Source organism: Mycobacterium sp. NGS59, assembly GCF_059812345.1.
On sequence record NZ_JCALCN010000026.1, the window covers coordinates 1 to 15,134 of the forward strand.

A 15,134-nucleotide genomic window follows, 5' to 3' on the forward strand; every position below is an offset into this window, starting at 1 on the left:
GCCACTCACCAGCCGTGGTCACCTCTATTTTCGAGTGAGACGCAGAATCGCATGATATTCGCGTCCGCGATGCGATTCTGTGTCTGCTCGCCGCGTCAGGCGGCCGCGCCCGGCTTCAGGTAGGTGACCAGGCTGACGTCGAGCATCTCGTCGTCGAAGTAGTGTTCGCAGCCGCGCAGATACTTCATGTACCGCTCGTAGACCTCCACCGAGGTCACCTCGATGGCCTTCTCGCGGTTGGACTCCAACGTGTCCCCCCAGATGTGCAGCGTCTTGATGTAGTGCGGACGCAGCGAAAGAGGCTCGGGGACAGTGAAACCCGCCTTCTCGCCGTGCTCGACCATCATCTCGGTGGACGGCAGCCTGCCACCCGGGAAGATCTCGGTGACGATGAACTTGATGAACCGCACCGTCTCGAACGTGATGCGTTTGCCGCGGGCCGCCATGTCGTAGGGGTGGTAGCTCACGCTGCTCTGCACCGTCATCCGGCCGTCCTCGGGCATGATGTCGAAGCACCGCTTGAAGAAGTCGTCGTAATTCTCGTGCCCGAAGTGCTCGAAAGCCTCGATGGACACGATCCGGTCGACGGGTTCGTTGAAGTCTTCCCAGCCGTGCAGCAGCACCCGCCGCGACCGGTCGGTGTCGAGGGCGTCCAGCACCTGCTGCGAACGCGCGTGCTGGTTCTTGGACAGGGTCAGACCGACGACGTTGACGTCGTACTTCTCGACGGCGCGCTTCATCGTGGTGCCCCAGCCGCAGCCGATGTCCAGCAGGGTCATGCCCGGCTTGAGGTCCAGTTGGTCCAGGTTCAGGTCGACCTTGGCGATCTGAGCTTCCTCGAGTGAGATGTCCGGCGGCTCGAAGTAGGCGCAGCTGTAGGTGCGGGTCGGGTCCTGGAACAGGGCGAAGAAGTCGTCGGAGACGTCGTAGTGCGCCTGGATGTCCTGAAAGTTTCTCTCGCGCGTCTTCGTCGGGCTAAGCGGGTTCTCGGCCATTCTCGTCTTTCTTCTCCTGGATCGTGTTCATGCGATGAGCGCACGCGCGAGCCTCGGCTGGAATGCCAACCGTATGGTTTGTCGAGGCGGTAATCAATGACGCGAGGGTGCCCGTCGTTGGCAGAAAGTCTACTTCGCCAGGGTGAAGTGGTTGCAGTCGATATAGCCGATGCGAAACGCCTTGGCACAACCGGTCAGATACTTCATGTACCGGTCGTAGACCTCCTCCGACTGGATAGCGATGGCCTCGTCGCGGTGCGCCTCCAGCGCCTCGCCCCAAAAGTCCAGCGTCCGGGCGAAATCGAGCTGCAGCGACTGGATCTGGGTCACGTTGAACCCGACCTTCGCCGCGTGCTCTTCGACCTTCTCGATCATGGGCAGCCGGCCACCCGGGAAGATCTCGGTGATGATGAACTTCATGAACTTCGCCCACTCCATGGTCAACGGCATGCCGCGCGCCATGATCTCGCGCGGATGTAAGCCGGTGATCACGTGCAGCAGCATGACGCCGTCGTCGGGCAGGGCCTCGTAGGTGAACTTGAAGAAGTCGTCGTAGCGGTGGAAACCGAAGTGCTCGACGGCTTCGATGGTGACGATCCGGTCCACCGATTCGTCGAAATCGGCCCAGTCGCTCAGCAACACCCGGTGTGAGCGGTTGGTGTCGACCTGGTCAAACAGCTGCTGGCAATAGTTGTGCTGGTTCTTCGACAGCGTGAGTCCGATCACGTTGACGTCGAATTTCTCGAGCGCGCGCTTCAACACCGGGCCCCAGCCGCAACCGACGTCCAGCAATGTCATGCCTGGCTCTAGCCCAAGCTTGCCCAGCGCCAGGTCGATCTTGGCGAGCTGGGCTTGGTGCAGGTCCATGTCCTCGCGCTCGAAGTACGCGCAACTGTAGGTGCGTGTCGGATCGACGAACAGCGCGAAGAACTCGTCGGACAGGTCGTAGTGCGCCTGGACGTCGTCTGAATTGGATCGCAGACTTCCGGCGCGCGTGTACGTATCCGCCATATGTCCTCCCGATGGGACAGCTCACCCCCCAGCGAGGTGCCCTTCCACGGCACCCTACACGGGGGCAGGCCCATCCTTCGTATTTGGAAAGCCTGTTCGGCGGCTTTCGCGCGAACCGGTACCGACGCACCGGACCCGCAGCAGACCGCAGCTGCCGCGCCAGTACCATCGGGGAGCCCGATAAGCGCCCCGCCGCGAAAGGCCGGATCAGCCCGTGCTTAAGAACGATTTCCTGCGACGCCTCGCCGTGATCGTAACTGTAGGCATCACTTTGATGTGCGGAACCACGGCCTGCGGCGGCGGGAAGCCTGCGACGCCCCGGTCGTCTTCGACATCTATTTCTTCGACCCGTCCTGCTGTGACTTCGGCACCGCCGGCGACAACTACGACACCCAAAGCCCTGCGCGTTCCAACCGGCGGCGTCGTGGGGCCTGGGACGATTTACAGCGGGTGTGAGAACAGGTTCGCTACTGGCGACGATTTGAAATTCGATAAATCCGGTCAGATTTTCAATCCCAAGGCCGGTCAATTCGTCGCGTTGCCGGTGCCCACGATACCTGCTGGGCAGAAGTTGGTGGGATATGGCTGCACTGTCGGCGGCGATGAAGATCATACTCGGGTGTTTTATGTGACCACGTTGTCGATACCGTCGGAGGGTTTGACTCCAGAACGGCGATCCACTTCGATCGTCGCTTTCGATCCCTTCACGTCGGCGCCCCCGCAGACAGCGCCTTGGCCGTCAGACGTGACCGTGCGAGCAATCTCTCCGTCGAATTATGGATTCTATGCCGAGACATCAGGCGGCTTACTCGGCTTCGATGGCGCAACCCTGAAAACGACGTTCACCTGCACCATTGACAACCGCGCCGGCAACTGTTGGCACAACTATGCCGGATTCGGCAGATTCCGCGCAGACCGCGAAGCCGGTGAAGAATTTTTCAATGGCAGGGACGGCAGCAAGGTCGGCGAAAACATCGGCACGACCATGAGTGGCGGTGTCCCGATGTCCTTCGACGGGATGGTCGTCGTCGTGGGGACCGCTTGGCCATACAAGTACGGCTACTTCGACTTCCGCGACAACAAGATGAAGGACGTTGCCGGCGAGTTCAATATGGTCCTGTGGGACGACTTACTCATGCAATGGGGGGCGGACTACTTGACGGTCTTGAACCTGACTACCAACAGTAATGTGTTCCACCGCGCCGGCGATGACGTCAAAAACCTGCATATCAAGACGGTTCACTTTGCTGGCAAATATCTTTATATTGACAACGATTCCGACAGACCCGTCATTGACATCACCACCTCCCAGAAAGTGTCGTCAGGGTGGAAAGTGGTGCCGCTTCTCAGAGTCTCCCGCGACTGGATGCTGATAGATAACAAGAATCCGGATTGGAATCAGTCGTGCTTCAGCAAGAACGTGATCCATTGCCCTGTCGGCAACGACACTGAACTGGTCTACGCACCGAACGGAAACTACGCAGGCCCCTGGTATTGATCACGATCGCGTGACCGCCGGGCGCTGAGAAATGCCCGACAGCTCCTTTCAGAAGGAGCTGCCGGGCTGCCTCATCCGACGGTGGCGCGGTGCTGCTACTTCTCCAGCGTGAACTGGTTGACGTCGATGTAGCCGGTGCGGAACGAGTCAGCGCAACCGGTCAGATACCTCATGTAGCGGTCGTAGACCTCTTGGGACTGGATCTCGATGGCCTCGTCGCGCCGCGACTCCAACGCAGCGGCCCAGGTGTCCAGGGTCCTGGCGTAGTGCGGCTGCAGCGACTGACGGCGGGTCAGCTTGAAACCGGCCCGCGACGAATGGTCTTCGACCTTCTCGATCGACGGCAACCGGCCACCCGGGAAGATCTCGGTCATGATGAACTTCGTGAACCGGGCCATCTCGAAGGTCAGCGGCATGCCGCGCTCGATCATCTGCGGTCCGGTCAGCGCGGTGATCGTGTGCAGCAGCATCACGCCGTCGTCGGGCAGCACTTTGTGGGCCAGCGCGAAGAAGTCGTCGTAGCGGTCGTGGCCGAAGTGTTCGAACGCGCCGATCGAGACGATCCGGTCGACGGGCTGGTCGAACTGTTCCCAGCCCTCCAGCAGCACCCGCCGGCTGCGCTCGGTGGCCAGCTCGTCGAACGTCTGCTGCACGTGCGCGGCCTGGTTCTTGGACAGGGTCAGCCCGATGACGTTGACGTCGTATTTCTCGATCGCGCGGCGCATGGTGGCGCCCCAGCCGCAACCGACGTCCAGCAGCGTCATGCCGGGCTGCAGGCCCAGCTTGCCCAGCGCCAGGTCGATCTTGGCGATTTGCGCCTCTTCCAGCGTCATGTCGTCGCGCTCGAAGTAGGCGCAGCTGTAGGTCTGGGTGGGATCCAGGAACAGCCGGAAGAAGTCGTCGGATAAGTCGTAATGTGCCTGCACGTCGTCGAAGTGCGGCTTCAATTGCTCGGCCATGATTTTTGTGTGCCTTTCTGGACCGCCGCGGTCCGCGGTCGCATGCAAAACGTTTGCAAACCCCCCGAGCATGCAGGAGGCATGCTATCCGATGCAGCGTTGCATCACTAAACTGAGAACCCGTCCTACCAGGTAGAACGTCCTATTTGTGCGCCCGGCGGCCTGGTTGCCGTGGGGGAGAGCGCTATTTGATCAGGGTGTATTGGGCGACGTTGGAAAGGCCCTTGCGGAAAAGGCCCGCGCAGCCGGTCAAGTAACGCATGAAGCGGTCGTAGACCTCCTGCGACTGCACGGCGATTGCCTGCTCGCGATTGGCTTCCAGATTGGCCGCCCACATGTCCAACGTCCGCGCGTAATGCGGCTGCAGGTATTGAATTTCGTCCACCGAGAACCCGCTGTTCTTGGCGTTGTCGATGATGTCGACTTCGCCGCACATGCCCCCGCCGGGGAAGATTTCGGTCGCCAGGAATCGGAAGAACCGCAAATCGCTCATGGTCACGGTGATGCCGTGGTCACGCCAGTAGGTCTGCTCGTGGGTGAAAATGCTGTGCAGCAGCATCCGGCCGTCGTCGGGCATGATCTCGTAGGAGCGGTCGAAGAACGCCGGCCAGCGTTCCTTCTTGAACGCGTCGAAGGCTTCGAAGCTGACGATTCGATCCACCTTCTCGTCGAATTCTTCCCAGCCCTGCAGACGTGCCTCGGCGCGTCGCTCGGTGGGTATCGCGGCCAGCCGCTGCTGGCTGAGCGCGGCGTGGTGCTTGCTCAAGGTGATGCCGATGACGTTGACGTCGTACTTCGTCAGCGCGCGGACCACCGCGCCGCCCCAGCCGCAACCGACGTCCAGCAACGTCATACCCGGCTCGAGTTTGAGCTTGTCCAGGGCCAGATCCAACTTGGCGAGCTGCGCCTCTTCCAGCGTCATGTCGTCGCGCTCGAAGTACGCGCAGGTATAGACCATGTTGGGGTCCAGGAATAGCCGGAAGAAGTCGTCGGAAATGTCGTACGTCGCCTGGGACTCTTCGTAATACGGCTTCAATTCGGCCATGTCAGACAACCTCCTGTTCCAACGGTAACAATGTCGCACGCGGCGCCGAGCAGGGAGAACGGAACCATTTATCCGCCCTGCGCCCTGCCGGCTGCAGCGAAATTGCTCGTGAGTTCACCGATGACGCGATCCCACAACTGCTTCGGCAAATCATGGCCCATTCCGTCGACTAACACCAATCGGGCGCCGTCGATCGCGCGTGCGATCGCCCGTCCCCCGAAGGGGCGCATCAGTTTGTCGGCCCGGCCGTGAATCACCACAGTCGGGGCGGCGATGCGCCGGTTGTAGTGCTGCAGGCTGCCGCTGCCCAGGATCGCGCTGAATTGTTGCGCGATGCCCCACGGGTGGTAGTTGCGGTCGTAGCTCTCGGCGGCGTCGGCGCGGAGCTCCTCGTCGGGCGCCAAGTAGCGCGGGCTGCCGATGATCTTGCTGACCCGCACCGAGTTGTCGATGATGACGTCGCGCGGCGAGTTCGGCGCGGGACCCTTGATCAGCGACAACAGCGCGCGCGGCGCGGGCGGCGGCAGGAAGCGCTGATTGTTGCTGGAGAAGATGATGGCCAGCGTCTTGGTGCGCTCGGCGAAGCGTGCCGCGAAGACCTGGGCGATCATGCCGCCCATCGACGCACCGACGATGTGCGCGTGCTCGATGTCGAGGTGATCCAGCAAGGCCGCGGCGTCCTGGGCCATGTCCTCCAACGTGTACGCGGCCCGGCTGGGCAGACCCAGCCACGACCGCGCCATCCGGACCGGCAGCGGTTGATCGGACTTGTGCCGTCCGGTCTTGGTGGACAGGCCGACGTCGCGGTTGTCGAAGCGGATCACCCGCAGACCCTGGTCGACGAGTTGCTCACAGAACCCGGTCCGCCACAACAGCATCTGGGCGCCCAGGCCCATGATGAGCAGCACGGGCGGATGCTCGACATCGCCCATGTCCTCGTAGTAGAGCTTCACATCACCGGAGATCGCGGTGCCGCTGCGAACTTCCATGCGGTCAGACCTCGAGATCGGAGGAATGCTCGCGGCTGACCTCGACCATGAAGTTGGCGAAATACCCGGTCAGCTGCGGGTCGGACATCATCTGCCATTTGGGCGCCAGCAACTTCATGTAGCGCTCCACATAGAGGAACTGCTTTCCGATCAGCACCAGCTCACGGGGCAGCTTGACGTCGTAGGCGTCGGCAAGGGTAGACAACTGGCGGCCGATGTCGGCGTAGGACATGTCGCCCAGCGACTGCATGGTGAGCGGGGTGGCGAACTTCTCCAGGTCCTTGGCGGCCTGGGCTTCGGGTTTGACCGTTCCGACGGCTCCCATCAGCACGACGATCTTGCCCGCCGCGGCGTGGTCCTTCTTGACCAGCAACGCGTACACCAGTTCCCGCAGCAACCATCGGGTGCGCGGGTCGATGCGGCCCATGATCCCGAAGTCGAAGAAGACGATGCGGCCCTGGTCGTCGACGTAAAGGTTGCCGGCGTGCAGGTCGCCGTGGAACAGGCCGTGGCGCAGCCCGCCCTCGAACAGGCTGAACAGCAGGGCCTTCACCAGTTCGGTGCCGTCGAACCCGGCCTTGCGGATGGCGGCGACGTTGTCGATGCGGATGCCGTGCACCCGTTCCATCGTCAGCACCCGCTGACTGGTCAAGTTCCAGTGCACCTGGGGCACCCGGATGTTCTTGCCCAGCGGCGAGGTGTGCAGATGCGAAACCCACGCATCCATCGATTGCGCCTCGAGCCGGAAGTCCAGCTCCTCGGCCAGGTTGTCGGAGAAGTCGGCGACCACGTCCTGCGCGGAGAGCCGCCGGCCCAACTTGGCGAGTTCGACGGCCTGGGCGAAACGCTGCAGGATCTGCAGGTCGGCGGCGACCCGACGGCGGATGCCGGGCCGCTGGATCTTGACCACGACCTCCTCGCCGGTCTTCAACGTCGCGTAGTGCACCTGGGCTATCGACGCCGAGGCGAACGGCTGTTCGTCGAAGCTGGCGAACAGGTTCGCGGGGTCGTCGCCGAGCTCCTCGACGAACAACTTGTGCACCTGGTCGGTGTCGGCCGGCGGCACCCGGTCCAGCAGTCCGCGGAATTCACGCGACAGCGATTCGCCGAACGCGCCCGGGCTGGAGGCGATGATCTGCCCGAACTTGACGTAAGTGGGACCCAGGTCGGCAAAAGCCTGCGGGATTTCTTTGATGACTTTCTGTTGCCACGGCCCCTTGGCCGGCAGCTTGGTGACCACACGAGCGGCGGTGCGGGTGACCTGCCAACCGGTGACAGCTACCCGGGCCGCCTCGACCGGCAACGGCACCCGGTCGAGTTTGGCCACATCGCGATGCTTTGTGGAACTCATCCCAGCAGTGTGCCAAACCGGGGAGGTCAACTCTAAATTTGCGTGACGCCGCTCCCGAGCCGTTACGCGGTCGCCGAACGTGCCGCTGCTGCGAAATCCGGGCCCGGATTTCGCACTGACTACACGCTCGGTGTAGAGCCGCGCAATTCAAGGCTTGCGCCACGGCGTGAGCCAGGGTTGCGGTTCCCAGTTCTCCAGCCCGGCGATCAGCTCGTACATGGTGGCACCGTCGATGCTTTCCCGCACGATGTCGGCGTGCCCGGAGTGCCGGGCCAACTCGTTGATGATGTGCAGGATCACCCAGCGCACCGACCAGGCCGGAAAGTCCTTGGGAAACCAGGGCGCGTCCTGCGGCACCGGGACGGGTAGGTCGAGATCGACCGTCTCGACCAGGCGCAACGTCACGGCGTTCTGTTCCGCGAAGGCGTTCAGCAGCTCCGCCAATGTCTCGTCGGCGCCCATCACGTACTCGGCCTGGAACTCTTCGGCACGGACTTCGAACGGCCGGGTGTCTTTTGCGGGCTCACCAGGTGCCGCGGCGACCCGTGCCATCCACACGCGTTGCATGCCGGTGGCGTGCTTGATCAGACCGCCGACCGACAGTGCGCTGGCCGACGGCGTGGACCGGGCCTGCTCATCGGTGAGTCCGTAGGACACCGCGAAGTAGGCGCTCTGGTGGTAGGCCACGAATTCACGCAGGGCGTCGCGTTCGTCGGTCACCGGTGCGGCGAGTGCGGGCATGGCTCAGTCCTCCCTGGTGTGCTGGTGCATGGTGTGCTCGTAGAGGTCGCGCAGCAAGGCGATTTCGGCGCCGTGATGAATTGCTTCCCGGTTGATGTGCAGGACCAGCGCGAGCATCGGATATTCGGCGTAGGGGCCTTCGGCCGGTCCGCACGGGCGGTTCAGGTCTGCCGCGGACAACGATCTCACGCCGGATATCCAGGTCGCGTAGGTCTCGTCGAGCTGGCGCAGCGCGGTGGCGGCGTCGGTGGCGTAGGGCCAACTCTGATAGTCGGCCGGCGGAGCGCCGAAGTGACTGTGGTTGCGCATGGCGAACACCCCGACGATCACGTGCGCCAGGCGCCAGGCGATCGTCGTGAACGGCGCCGGGTCGGGCGGCGGGTAGGCGAAGTCGATTCCGCCGTCCTGGCGGATCGTCCAGCAGTCGGGCGCCGGCCGCCAGAAGTATTCGTCGTCGGTCAAGCCGGTCAGGCGGGGGCGCAGTTGGGTGTGCCAATGCACGTCGAGTTGGTCGGCGAGCTGGGAGGTCAGGTCTGCCATGCCGTCGAGTCTGGCACCCACAGCGGACATGTTCGGTCCGCTGACCGAGGCAGACCGGCACGCGCGCTCGCCGAACGCCTACACCGTGTCGGCGGGGGGCCGTAAGGTGCTGTCATGCAGGTTGTTTCGGCGGAATCGACCGAGCTGTTCGTCGGGCCGCCGGACGCCCCGGTGCAGTTGGTGCGGCTGACCGTCGCGCACTGCACCGAACCGACCACGCTGCGCATCGAGGGCGACGGGCTGCGCGGCGACGTGGTCGTCGGGCCCGGTGCCGGGGTCGTCGAGGTTCCGGTGACGGTGGATGGTCCGGTCGTCGGACAACGGCGCGCGGCCCGGGCGGGGGGCCTGCCGTTCGAGTTCGTGGTGGCCGAGCCGGGCTGGACGATGTTCATGATCAGCCACTTCCACTACGACCCGGTGTGGTGGAACACCCAGGGCGCCTACACCAGCGAATGGGCGGAGGATCCGCCCGGACGGGCCCGGCAGACCAACGGCTTCGAACTGGTCCACGCGCATCTGGAGATGGCGCGCCGCGAGCCCGAGTACAAGTTCGTCCTCGCCGAGGTCGACTACCTCAAGCCCTACTGGGACACCCGTCCCGAGGACCGCGCCGACCTGCGCCGGTTTTTCGCCGAAGGCCGGGTCGAGGTGATGGGCGGCACCTACAACGAACCGAACACCAACCTCACGAGTCCGGAGACCACCATCCGAAACCTGGTGCACGGCATCGGTTTTCAGCGCGACGTGTTGGGCGCCGACCCGGCCACCGCGTGGCAGCTCGACGTCTTCGGCCACGACCCGCAATTCCCCGGTATGGCCGCCGACGCCGGACTGACCTCGAGTTCGTGGGCCCGGGGTCCGCATCATCAGTGGGGTCCGGGGCAGGACGGCATGGAGCGCATGCAGTTCTCCAGCGAGTTCGAATGGATCTCGCCGTCCGGGCGGGGACTGCTCACCCACTACATGCCGGCCCACTATTCGGCGGGCTGGTGGATGGACTCGGCGACGACGCTCGGGGAAGCCGAGGAGGCGACGTATGCGCTGTTCGACCGGCTCAAGAAGGTGGCTCTGACGCGCAATGTGCTGCTGCCGGTGGGAACCGACTACACGCCGCCGAACAAGTGGGTCACCGAGATCCACCGCGACTGGGCCGTCCGCTACACCTGGCCGCGGTTCGTGTGCGCACTGCCGCGCGAGTTCTTCGCCGCGGTCCGCGCCGAGCTGGCCGAACGCGACGCGGTGCCCTCGCCGCAGACCCGGGACATGAACCCGATCTACACCGGCAAGGACGTGTCGTTCATCGACACCAAACAGGCCAACCGCGCCGCGGAGAACCTGGTCTTGGACGCCGAGCGTTTCGCGGTGTTCGCCGGATTGCTGTCCGGCGCCGAATACCCGCAGGCGGCGTTCGCCAAGGCCTGGGTGCAGCTGGCGTACGGGGCTCATCATGACGCGATCACCGGCTCGGAATCCGACCAGGTGTATCTCGACCTGCTGACCGGTTGGCGAGACGCGTGGGAGCTGGGACGCGCCGCGCGGGACAACTCGTTGCGGTTGCTCACCAGCGCGGTGGCCCGGGACCGCGACTCGGTGGTGGTCTGGAACCCGTTGACCCAGTCACGCACGGACGTCGTGACCATCCGAATGGACGAACCCTGTGCGGGCGTGCTGGACGACGAAGGCGCTGAGGTACCGGCGCACGTGGCGGACGACGGACGGTCGGTCACCTGGCTGGCGGCGGTGCCGTCACTTGGCTGGCGTACGTATCGTCTGGTCGCCGGGCGTGGCAAGCGGCGGGGTTGGCAGCCGGTCGCCGGTGCGCGAATCGCCAACGAGCACTACCGGGTGACCGTGGACCCGCAGCGCGGCGGCGGTGTGGATTCGATGACCCACCACGGCCGCGAGCTGATTGCCGACGGCCGGGTCGGCAACGAGCTGGCCGTCTACGAGGAATATCCGGCGCACCCCAGCCAAGGCGAGGGCCCGTGGCATCTGCTCCCCAAAGGGCCGGTGGTCGGATCGTCGGAAGCTCCCGCGACCGTGCAGGCCTTCGACGGACCGCTCGGTCAGCGGCTGGTCGTGCAGGGCCGGATCGGCACCCTGCTGCGCTACACCCAGACCCTGACCCTGTGGCACGGCGTCGACCGGCTGGACTGTCGCACCACCATCCACGACTTCACCGGCGAAGACCAGCTGCTGCGCCTGCGCTGGCCGTGCCCGGTGCCCGGCGCCACGCCGGTCAGCGAGGTCGGCGACGCCGTCGTCGGGCGCGGATTCGCGCTACTGCACGACGGCGACCGCTCGGTGGACACCGCCCAGCACCTGTGGACGCTGGACAACCCGGCCTACGGCTGGTTCGGATTGTCCTCGGCGGTTCGGGTGCGCTTTAAAAACAGTGCCGCAACGCGGGCGCTGTCGGTCGCCGAGGTGATCACGCCCTCGGAGGCCGACTCCGGCCCGCTGGCGCGCGACCTGACGGTGGCCCTGGTCCGCGCCGGCGTCACGGCCACCTGTAGCGGCGCCGACCGACCCCGCTACGGCCACCTCGACGTCGACTCCAACCTGCCCGACGCGCGGATCGCGCTGGGCGGTCCCGACCGCAACGCGTTCACGAAATCGGTGCTGGCCCAAGCGGACCCGGCCTACACCGCCGAACTCAATCGTCAGCTGGCCAAGACCGGCAAAGCGCGGGTCTGGGTGCCGGCGGCGACGGAGTTGGCCGCGGTCTGGGTGCCCGACGCCGATCTGCGGGCCGCTGATGCGCTGCCCGTTCTGGTGATCGACGGGCGCGACGACGCAAGCCTGGCGGTCGCCGTGAAGTCCGTGGTGCGCGACCTGGGCGACGCCGAGATCCTTGTGCACCAGCGGGTCCCCTCAGATGCCGGAACCTTCGAGGACTACACCGTCGCGCTCCTCAACCGCGGCGTGCCGAGTTTCGCGGTCGACACCGAAGGCACCCTGCACACCGCCCTGATGCGGTCCTGCACCGGCTGGCCGTCGGGGATCTGGATCGACGATCCGCGCCGCACCGCACCGGACGGCTCCAACTTCCAATTGCAGCACTGGACACACGATTTCGACTACGCGCTGGTCTGCGGGAGTGGTGACTGGCGGCGGGTGGGGCTGCCGGCACGCAGTGCGCAGTTCTCCAACCCGTTGGTCGCGGTATCCCCGGTTGATCGGCACGGCGCGCTGGCTCCGGTCGGCTCGCTGCTGCGGATCGAACCCGCGGACTCCGTGCAACTGGGTGCGCTCAAGGTCGCCGGCAACCCGCTCACCTCGGGGAGTGCCCATCCCGTCGTACCGGACGAAATCGCGCTGCGGCTGGTCGAGGCGACCGGTTCGCCGGCCCGGGTCGAGATCGGCTCGGATGTGGGTGAACTGCGTGCACTGCGGCAAGCGGACCTGCTGGAACAACCGCAGCGTCGCAGCCGGACGATCCAGCTGCACGGCTATCAGGTCGCGACCGTGCTCGCCCGCCTCGAGAGGCCCGACGTGCCGGTCGAGGCAGGCGAGTTGGCACCGCAGGCCGAGCTCGCCCAGCCGCTGTATGCCCGGTACTGGCTGCACAACCGCGGCCCCGCGCCGCTGGGCGGGCTGCCGGCCGTCGCGCACTTGCATCCGACGCAGCTCAGCGCCGACCATCCGGTGCTGCGTCTGACCGCGGCCAGCGACTGCACCGATGCGGTGCTGGGCGGCAAAGTCGAAATACGTTGCCCAGACGGCTGGACCGCCCAGCCGGCCGAGTTGCCGTTCTCGCTGGAGCCGGGCGGGCACCTGGAAACCGATGTCGTGCTGACCATCCCGGCCCACACGCCGGCGGGCAGGTATCCGATCCGGGCACAGTTGCGGGTCACCGGCACCGGAGTGCCGCCGTCATGGCGGCAGGCGGTCGAGGACGTCGCCGTCGTGACCGTCGGAGTCGACGATCGCGAGCTCGTCTATCTCGTCGACGGTCCGGCCGACGTCGAACTGGCTGCCGGCGCGGCGACGCAACTTGCCGTGACGATCGGCAGCCACGCCGGCGCCGACCTCGCCGCCGAAGCACACCTGATCAGTCCGTGGGGGACCTGGGAGTGGATGGGCCCGGCGGCGCTCGGCGCTACGCTGCCGGCGAACGGCACCGTCCGACTCGTCTTCGACGTGACGCCGCCGGCGTGGCAGGACCCCGGACAGTGGTGGGCGCTGGTCCGGGTCGGCTGCGCGGGCCGGCTGATCTATTCACCCGCGGCCAAGGTGACGGTGACGACAGCGATGAGGAGGAGCGACGCAGAGTGACGACACACGTGGTGGCGACCGTCGCCGGCACCCCGGTTCCAGAGGCCGAAGTCGACGCGCGCGAGGCACGGCTGCGTGGGGGAACGCGGGCCGCGATGCTACCGGCCGCCGGCACCAGCGAGGGCCGTCAGCTGCGGCGCTGGCTGACCCAACTGATCGTGACCGAGCGGGTGGTCGAGGCAGAAGCGTCCGCGCGTGGCCTCAGCGGCGTGCCTGTCCCGACCGAAGCCGAACTCCTGCCCGACGTGACTGCCCGACTGGAGATCGGCAGCGTCGCGGCCGCGGCGCTGACTGACCCGCGGGCACGCGCATTGTTCGTCGACGTCACCGCCGGCGTCGTGGTCAGCGACGACGCCGTCGTCGACTACCACCGGCGCAACCCGACGCGGTTCGCGCCGTCGCGGTCGGTCGGACGGGGCTGGCGGGTGCCGGCGCCAGCCGTCCCACCTCTGGATCAGGTGCGGGTGGCCGTTACCGAACACCTGCTGGGCGCCGCGCGCAGGCGTGCCTTTCGCGTCTGGCTGGACGCGCGCCGGGCGGCGCTGGTTCATCTGTCGCCCGGCTACGAGCATCCTGGAGATCCTCGCCAACCCGACAACACCCACCGACACTGATGCTGACCCTCTGCCTTGATATCGGCGGCACCAAGATCGCCGCCGCCCTCGCCGACCCGGCCGCCCCCGGGTTGCTGGTGTACAACGACAAGCGTCCCACCCCGAAAGATGTTGCTGCCGAACAGGTTTGGGATACGGTTGCCGCGATGGTCGCCGATGCGGTCGGCGCCGCGGGCGGGGTGGTCGAGGCGGTGGGCATCGCGTCGGCCGGGCCCGTCGACCTGGCCACCGGCACCGTCAGCCCGATCAACATCCCGGCCTGGCGCGGATTCCCGCTGCGCGATCGGGTGAGCGACGCACTGCCCGGGATTGCCGTGCGGTTGGGCGGCGACGGCGTCTGCATGGCACTGGGCGAGCACTGGCTGGGTGCCGGACGGGGCGCCGGTTTTCTGCTCGGCATGGTGGTGTCCACCGGAGTGGGCGGCGGCCTGGTGCTCGACGGCATTCCGTACGACGGGCGCACCGGCAACGCCGGTCACGTCGGCCACGTCGCCGTCGAGCCGGACGGCAGACGATGCGCGTGCGGGGGTCGCGGGTGCGTCGAGACGGTCGCATCCGGTCCGTCGATGACCCGTTGGGCACGGGAGAACGGCTGGTCGGCTTCCCCGGCAGCCGGCGCGAAGGAACTGGCCGACGCCGCCGCGGCGGGGGATGCGGTGGCCTTGGCCGCTTTCGCCAGGGGCGCCCGGGCGCTTGCGGCCATGATCGGGTCGGTGGGCGCCGTGTGCGACCTCGACCTGGTCGTGATCGGCGGGGGAGTGGCCAAATCCGGTGCTTTGCTGTTCGATCCGCTGCGCGCGGCGCTGGCCGACCACACCGGGCTGGACTTTCTGCGCGGGTTGAAGGTGGCCCCGGCCGAGTTGGGCGGCGACGCCGGATTAATCGGAGCGGCCCGGCTCGCCGGGCTATAACGCCACAGCCCACCACGAGTGTGAATTCCACGACGAGACACGCCGCGGGACTGTCGCATATGTCGCACTCGACGGTCGGTGTGGTGGCCTGGCGCGTCCGGCTGACTGTCTGACGCGGCCGTTTTGGCTGATCGGACGACGCCACGCTAAGGTGGTGCCCGATCCACCGAAGACCGTCGGTCACCGAGCAATCGGTTGAAGG

Annotated in this window: 12 protein-coding genes; 4 read left to right on the forward strand and 8 right to left on the reverse strand. The window is 65.9% G+C overall.

Annotation, left to right across the window (positions count from 1 at the left end; genetic code table 11):
• Positions 1-95 precede the first annotated feature (95 nt).
• Both mmaA4 and AC5Y46_RS21885 read right to left on the reverse strand, forming a co-directional pair.
• Positions 96-995, reverse strand: a complete 900-nt coding sequence (mmaA4, locus tag AC5Y46_RS21880; RefSeq protein WP_499944373.1) for a hydroxymycolate synthase MmaA4 — start codon at positions 993-995, stop codon at positions 96-98.
• Between the two features lie 129 nt (positions 996-1,124).
• Complete coding sequence (locus AC5Y46_RS21885) at positions 1,125-2,006, reverse strand: cyclopropane mycolic acid synthase family methyltransferase (protein ID WP_499993010.1); 882 nt, start codon at positions 2,004-2,006, stop codon at positions 1,125-1,127.
• A gap of 214 nt (positions 2,007-2,220) precedes the next feature.
• On the opposite strand from AC5Y46_RS21885, the gene AC5Y46_RS21890 reads away from it, so the two are divergent.
• Entirely contained in the window at positions 2,221-3,504 is a 1,284-nt protein-coding gene (locus AC5Y46_RS21890) for a hypothetical protein (protein ID WP_499993012.1), read from the forward strand.
• Between the two features lie 95 nt (positions 3,505-3,599).
• Here the strand turns inward: AC5Y46_RS21890 and AC5Y46_RS21895 are convergent, their stop codons facing one another.
• The 6 genes from AC5Y46_RS21895 to AC5Y46_RS21920 form a co-directional block, all read right to left on the reverse strand.
• Entirely contained in the window at positions 3,600-4,463 is an 864-nt protein-coding gene (locus AC5Y46_RS21895) for a cyclopropane mycolic acid synthase family methyltransferase (protein ID WP_499993014.1), read from the reverse strand.
• A 184-nt stretch (positions 4,464-4,647) separates the two neighbouring features.
• Positions 4,648-5,508 carry a cyclopropane mycolic acid synthase family methyltransferase gene (locus AC5Y46_RS21900; RefSeq protein WP_499944377.1) on the reverse strand — a complete coding sequence of 287 codons (861 nt, stop codon included), beginning with the start codon at positions 5,506-5,508 and terminating at the stop codon, positions 4,648-4,650.
• Between the two features lie 68 nt (positions 5,509-5,576).
• On the reverse strand, positions 5,577-6,497 hold the full coding sequence (locus tag AC5Y46_RS21905) for an alpha/beta fold hydrolase (protein WP_499993015.1): 921 nt from the start codon (positions 6,495-6,497) through the stop codon (positions 5,577-5,579).
• A gap of 4 nt (positions 6,498-6,501) precedes the next feature.
• Entirely contained in the window at positions 6,502-7,848 is a 1,347-nt protein-coding gene (locus AC5Y46_RS21910) for an ABC1 kinase family protein (RefSeq protein ID WP_499993017.1), read from the reverse strand.
• A 147-nt stretch (positions 7,849-7,995) separates the two neighbouring features.
• Entirely contained in the window at positions 7,996-8,568 is a 573-nt protein-coding gene (locus tag AC5Y46_RS21915) for a DinB family protein (protein ID WP_499944434.1), read from the reverse strand.
• Between the two features lie 24 nt (positions 8,569-8,592).
• Positions 8,593-9,129 (reverse strand): DinB family protein, encoded by a 537-nt coding sequence (locus tag AC5Y46_RS21920; RefSeq protein ID WP_499993018.1) that lies wholly within the window; start codon positions 9,127-9,129, stop codon positions 8,593-8,595.
• A gap of 114 nt (positions 9,130-9,243) precedes the next feature.
• Here AC5Y46_RS21920 and AC5Y46_RS21925 point away from each other — a divergent pair, with 114 nt between their 5' ends.
• The 3 genes from AC5Y46_RS21925 to AC5Y46_RS21935 are packed head-to-tail and all read left to right on the forward strand — an operon-like array spanning position 9,244 to position 14,932.
• Positions 9,244-13,407 (forward strand): glycoside hydrolase family 38 N-terminal domain-containing protein, encoded by a 4,164-nt coding sequence (locus AC5Y46_RS21925; protein ID WP_499993019.1) that lies wholly within the window; start codon positions 9,244-9,246, stop codon positions 13,405-13,407.
• Entirely contained in the window at positions 13,404-14,021 is a 618-nt protein-coding gene (locus AC5Y46_RS21930; protein ID WP_499993021.1) for a DUF7158 domain-containing protein, read from the forward strand. The genes AC5Y46_RS21925 and AC5Y46_RS21930 overlap by 4 nt, the downstream gene beginning before the upstream one ends.
• Positions 14,021-14,932, forward strand: a complete 912-nt coding sequence (locus tag AC5Y46_RS21935) for an ROK family protein (RefSeq protein ID WP_499944383.1) — start codon at positions 14,021-14,023, stop codon at positions 14,930-14,932. The genes AC5Y46_RS21930 and AC5Y46_RS21935 overlap by 1 nt, the downstream gene beginning before the upstream one ends.
• Positions 14,933-15,134: the final 202 nt, after the last annotated feature.

Coding starts and splice junctions, on each gene's coding strand:
- AC5Y46_RS21935 (WP_499944383.1), top strand. CDS start 14,021: ATGCTGACCCTCTGCCTTGATATCGGCGGCACCAAGATCGCCGCCGCC.
- AC5Y46_RS21920 (WP_499993018.1), bottom strand. CDS start 9,129: ATGGCAGACCTGACCTCCCAGCTCGCCGACCAACTCGACGTGCATTGG.
- AC5Y46_RS21895 (WP_499993014.1), bottom strand. CDS start 4,463: ATGGCCGAGCAATTGAAGCCGCACTTCGACGACGTGCAGGCACATTAC.
- AC5Y46_RS21900 (WP_499944377.1), bottom strand. CDS start 5,508: ATGGCCGAATTGAAGCCGTATTACGAAGAGTCCCAGGCGACGTACGAC.
- AC5Y46_RS21925 (WP_499993019.1), top strand. CDS start 9,244: ATGCAGGTTGTTTCGGCGGAATCGACCGAGCTGTTCGTCGGGCCGCCG.
- AC5Y46_RS21905 (WP_499993015.1), bottom strand. CDS start 6,497: ATGGAAGTTCGCAGCGGCACCGCGATCTCCGGTGATGTGAAGCTCTAC.
- mmaA4 (WP_499944373.1), bottom strand. CDS start 995: ATGGCCGAGAACCCGCTTAGCCCGACGAAGACGCGCGAGAGAAACTTT.
- AC5Y46_RS21885 (WP_499993010.1), bottom strand. CDS start 2,006: ATGGCGGATACGTACACGCGCGCCGGAAGTCTGCGATCCAATTCAGAC.
- AC5Y46_RS21910 (WP_499993017.1), bottom strand. CDS start 7,848: ATGAGTTCCACAAAGCATCGCGATGTGGCCAAACTCGACCGGGTGCCG.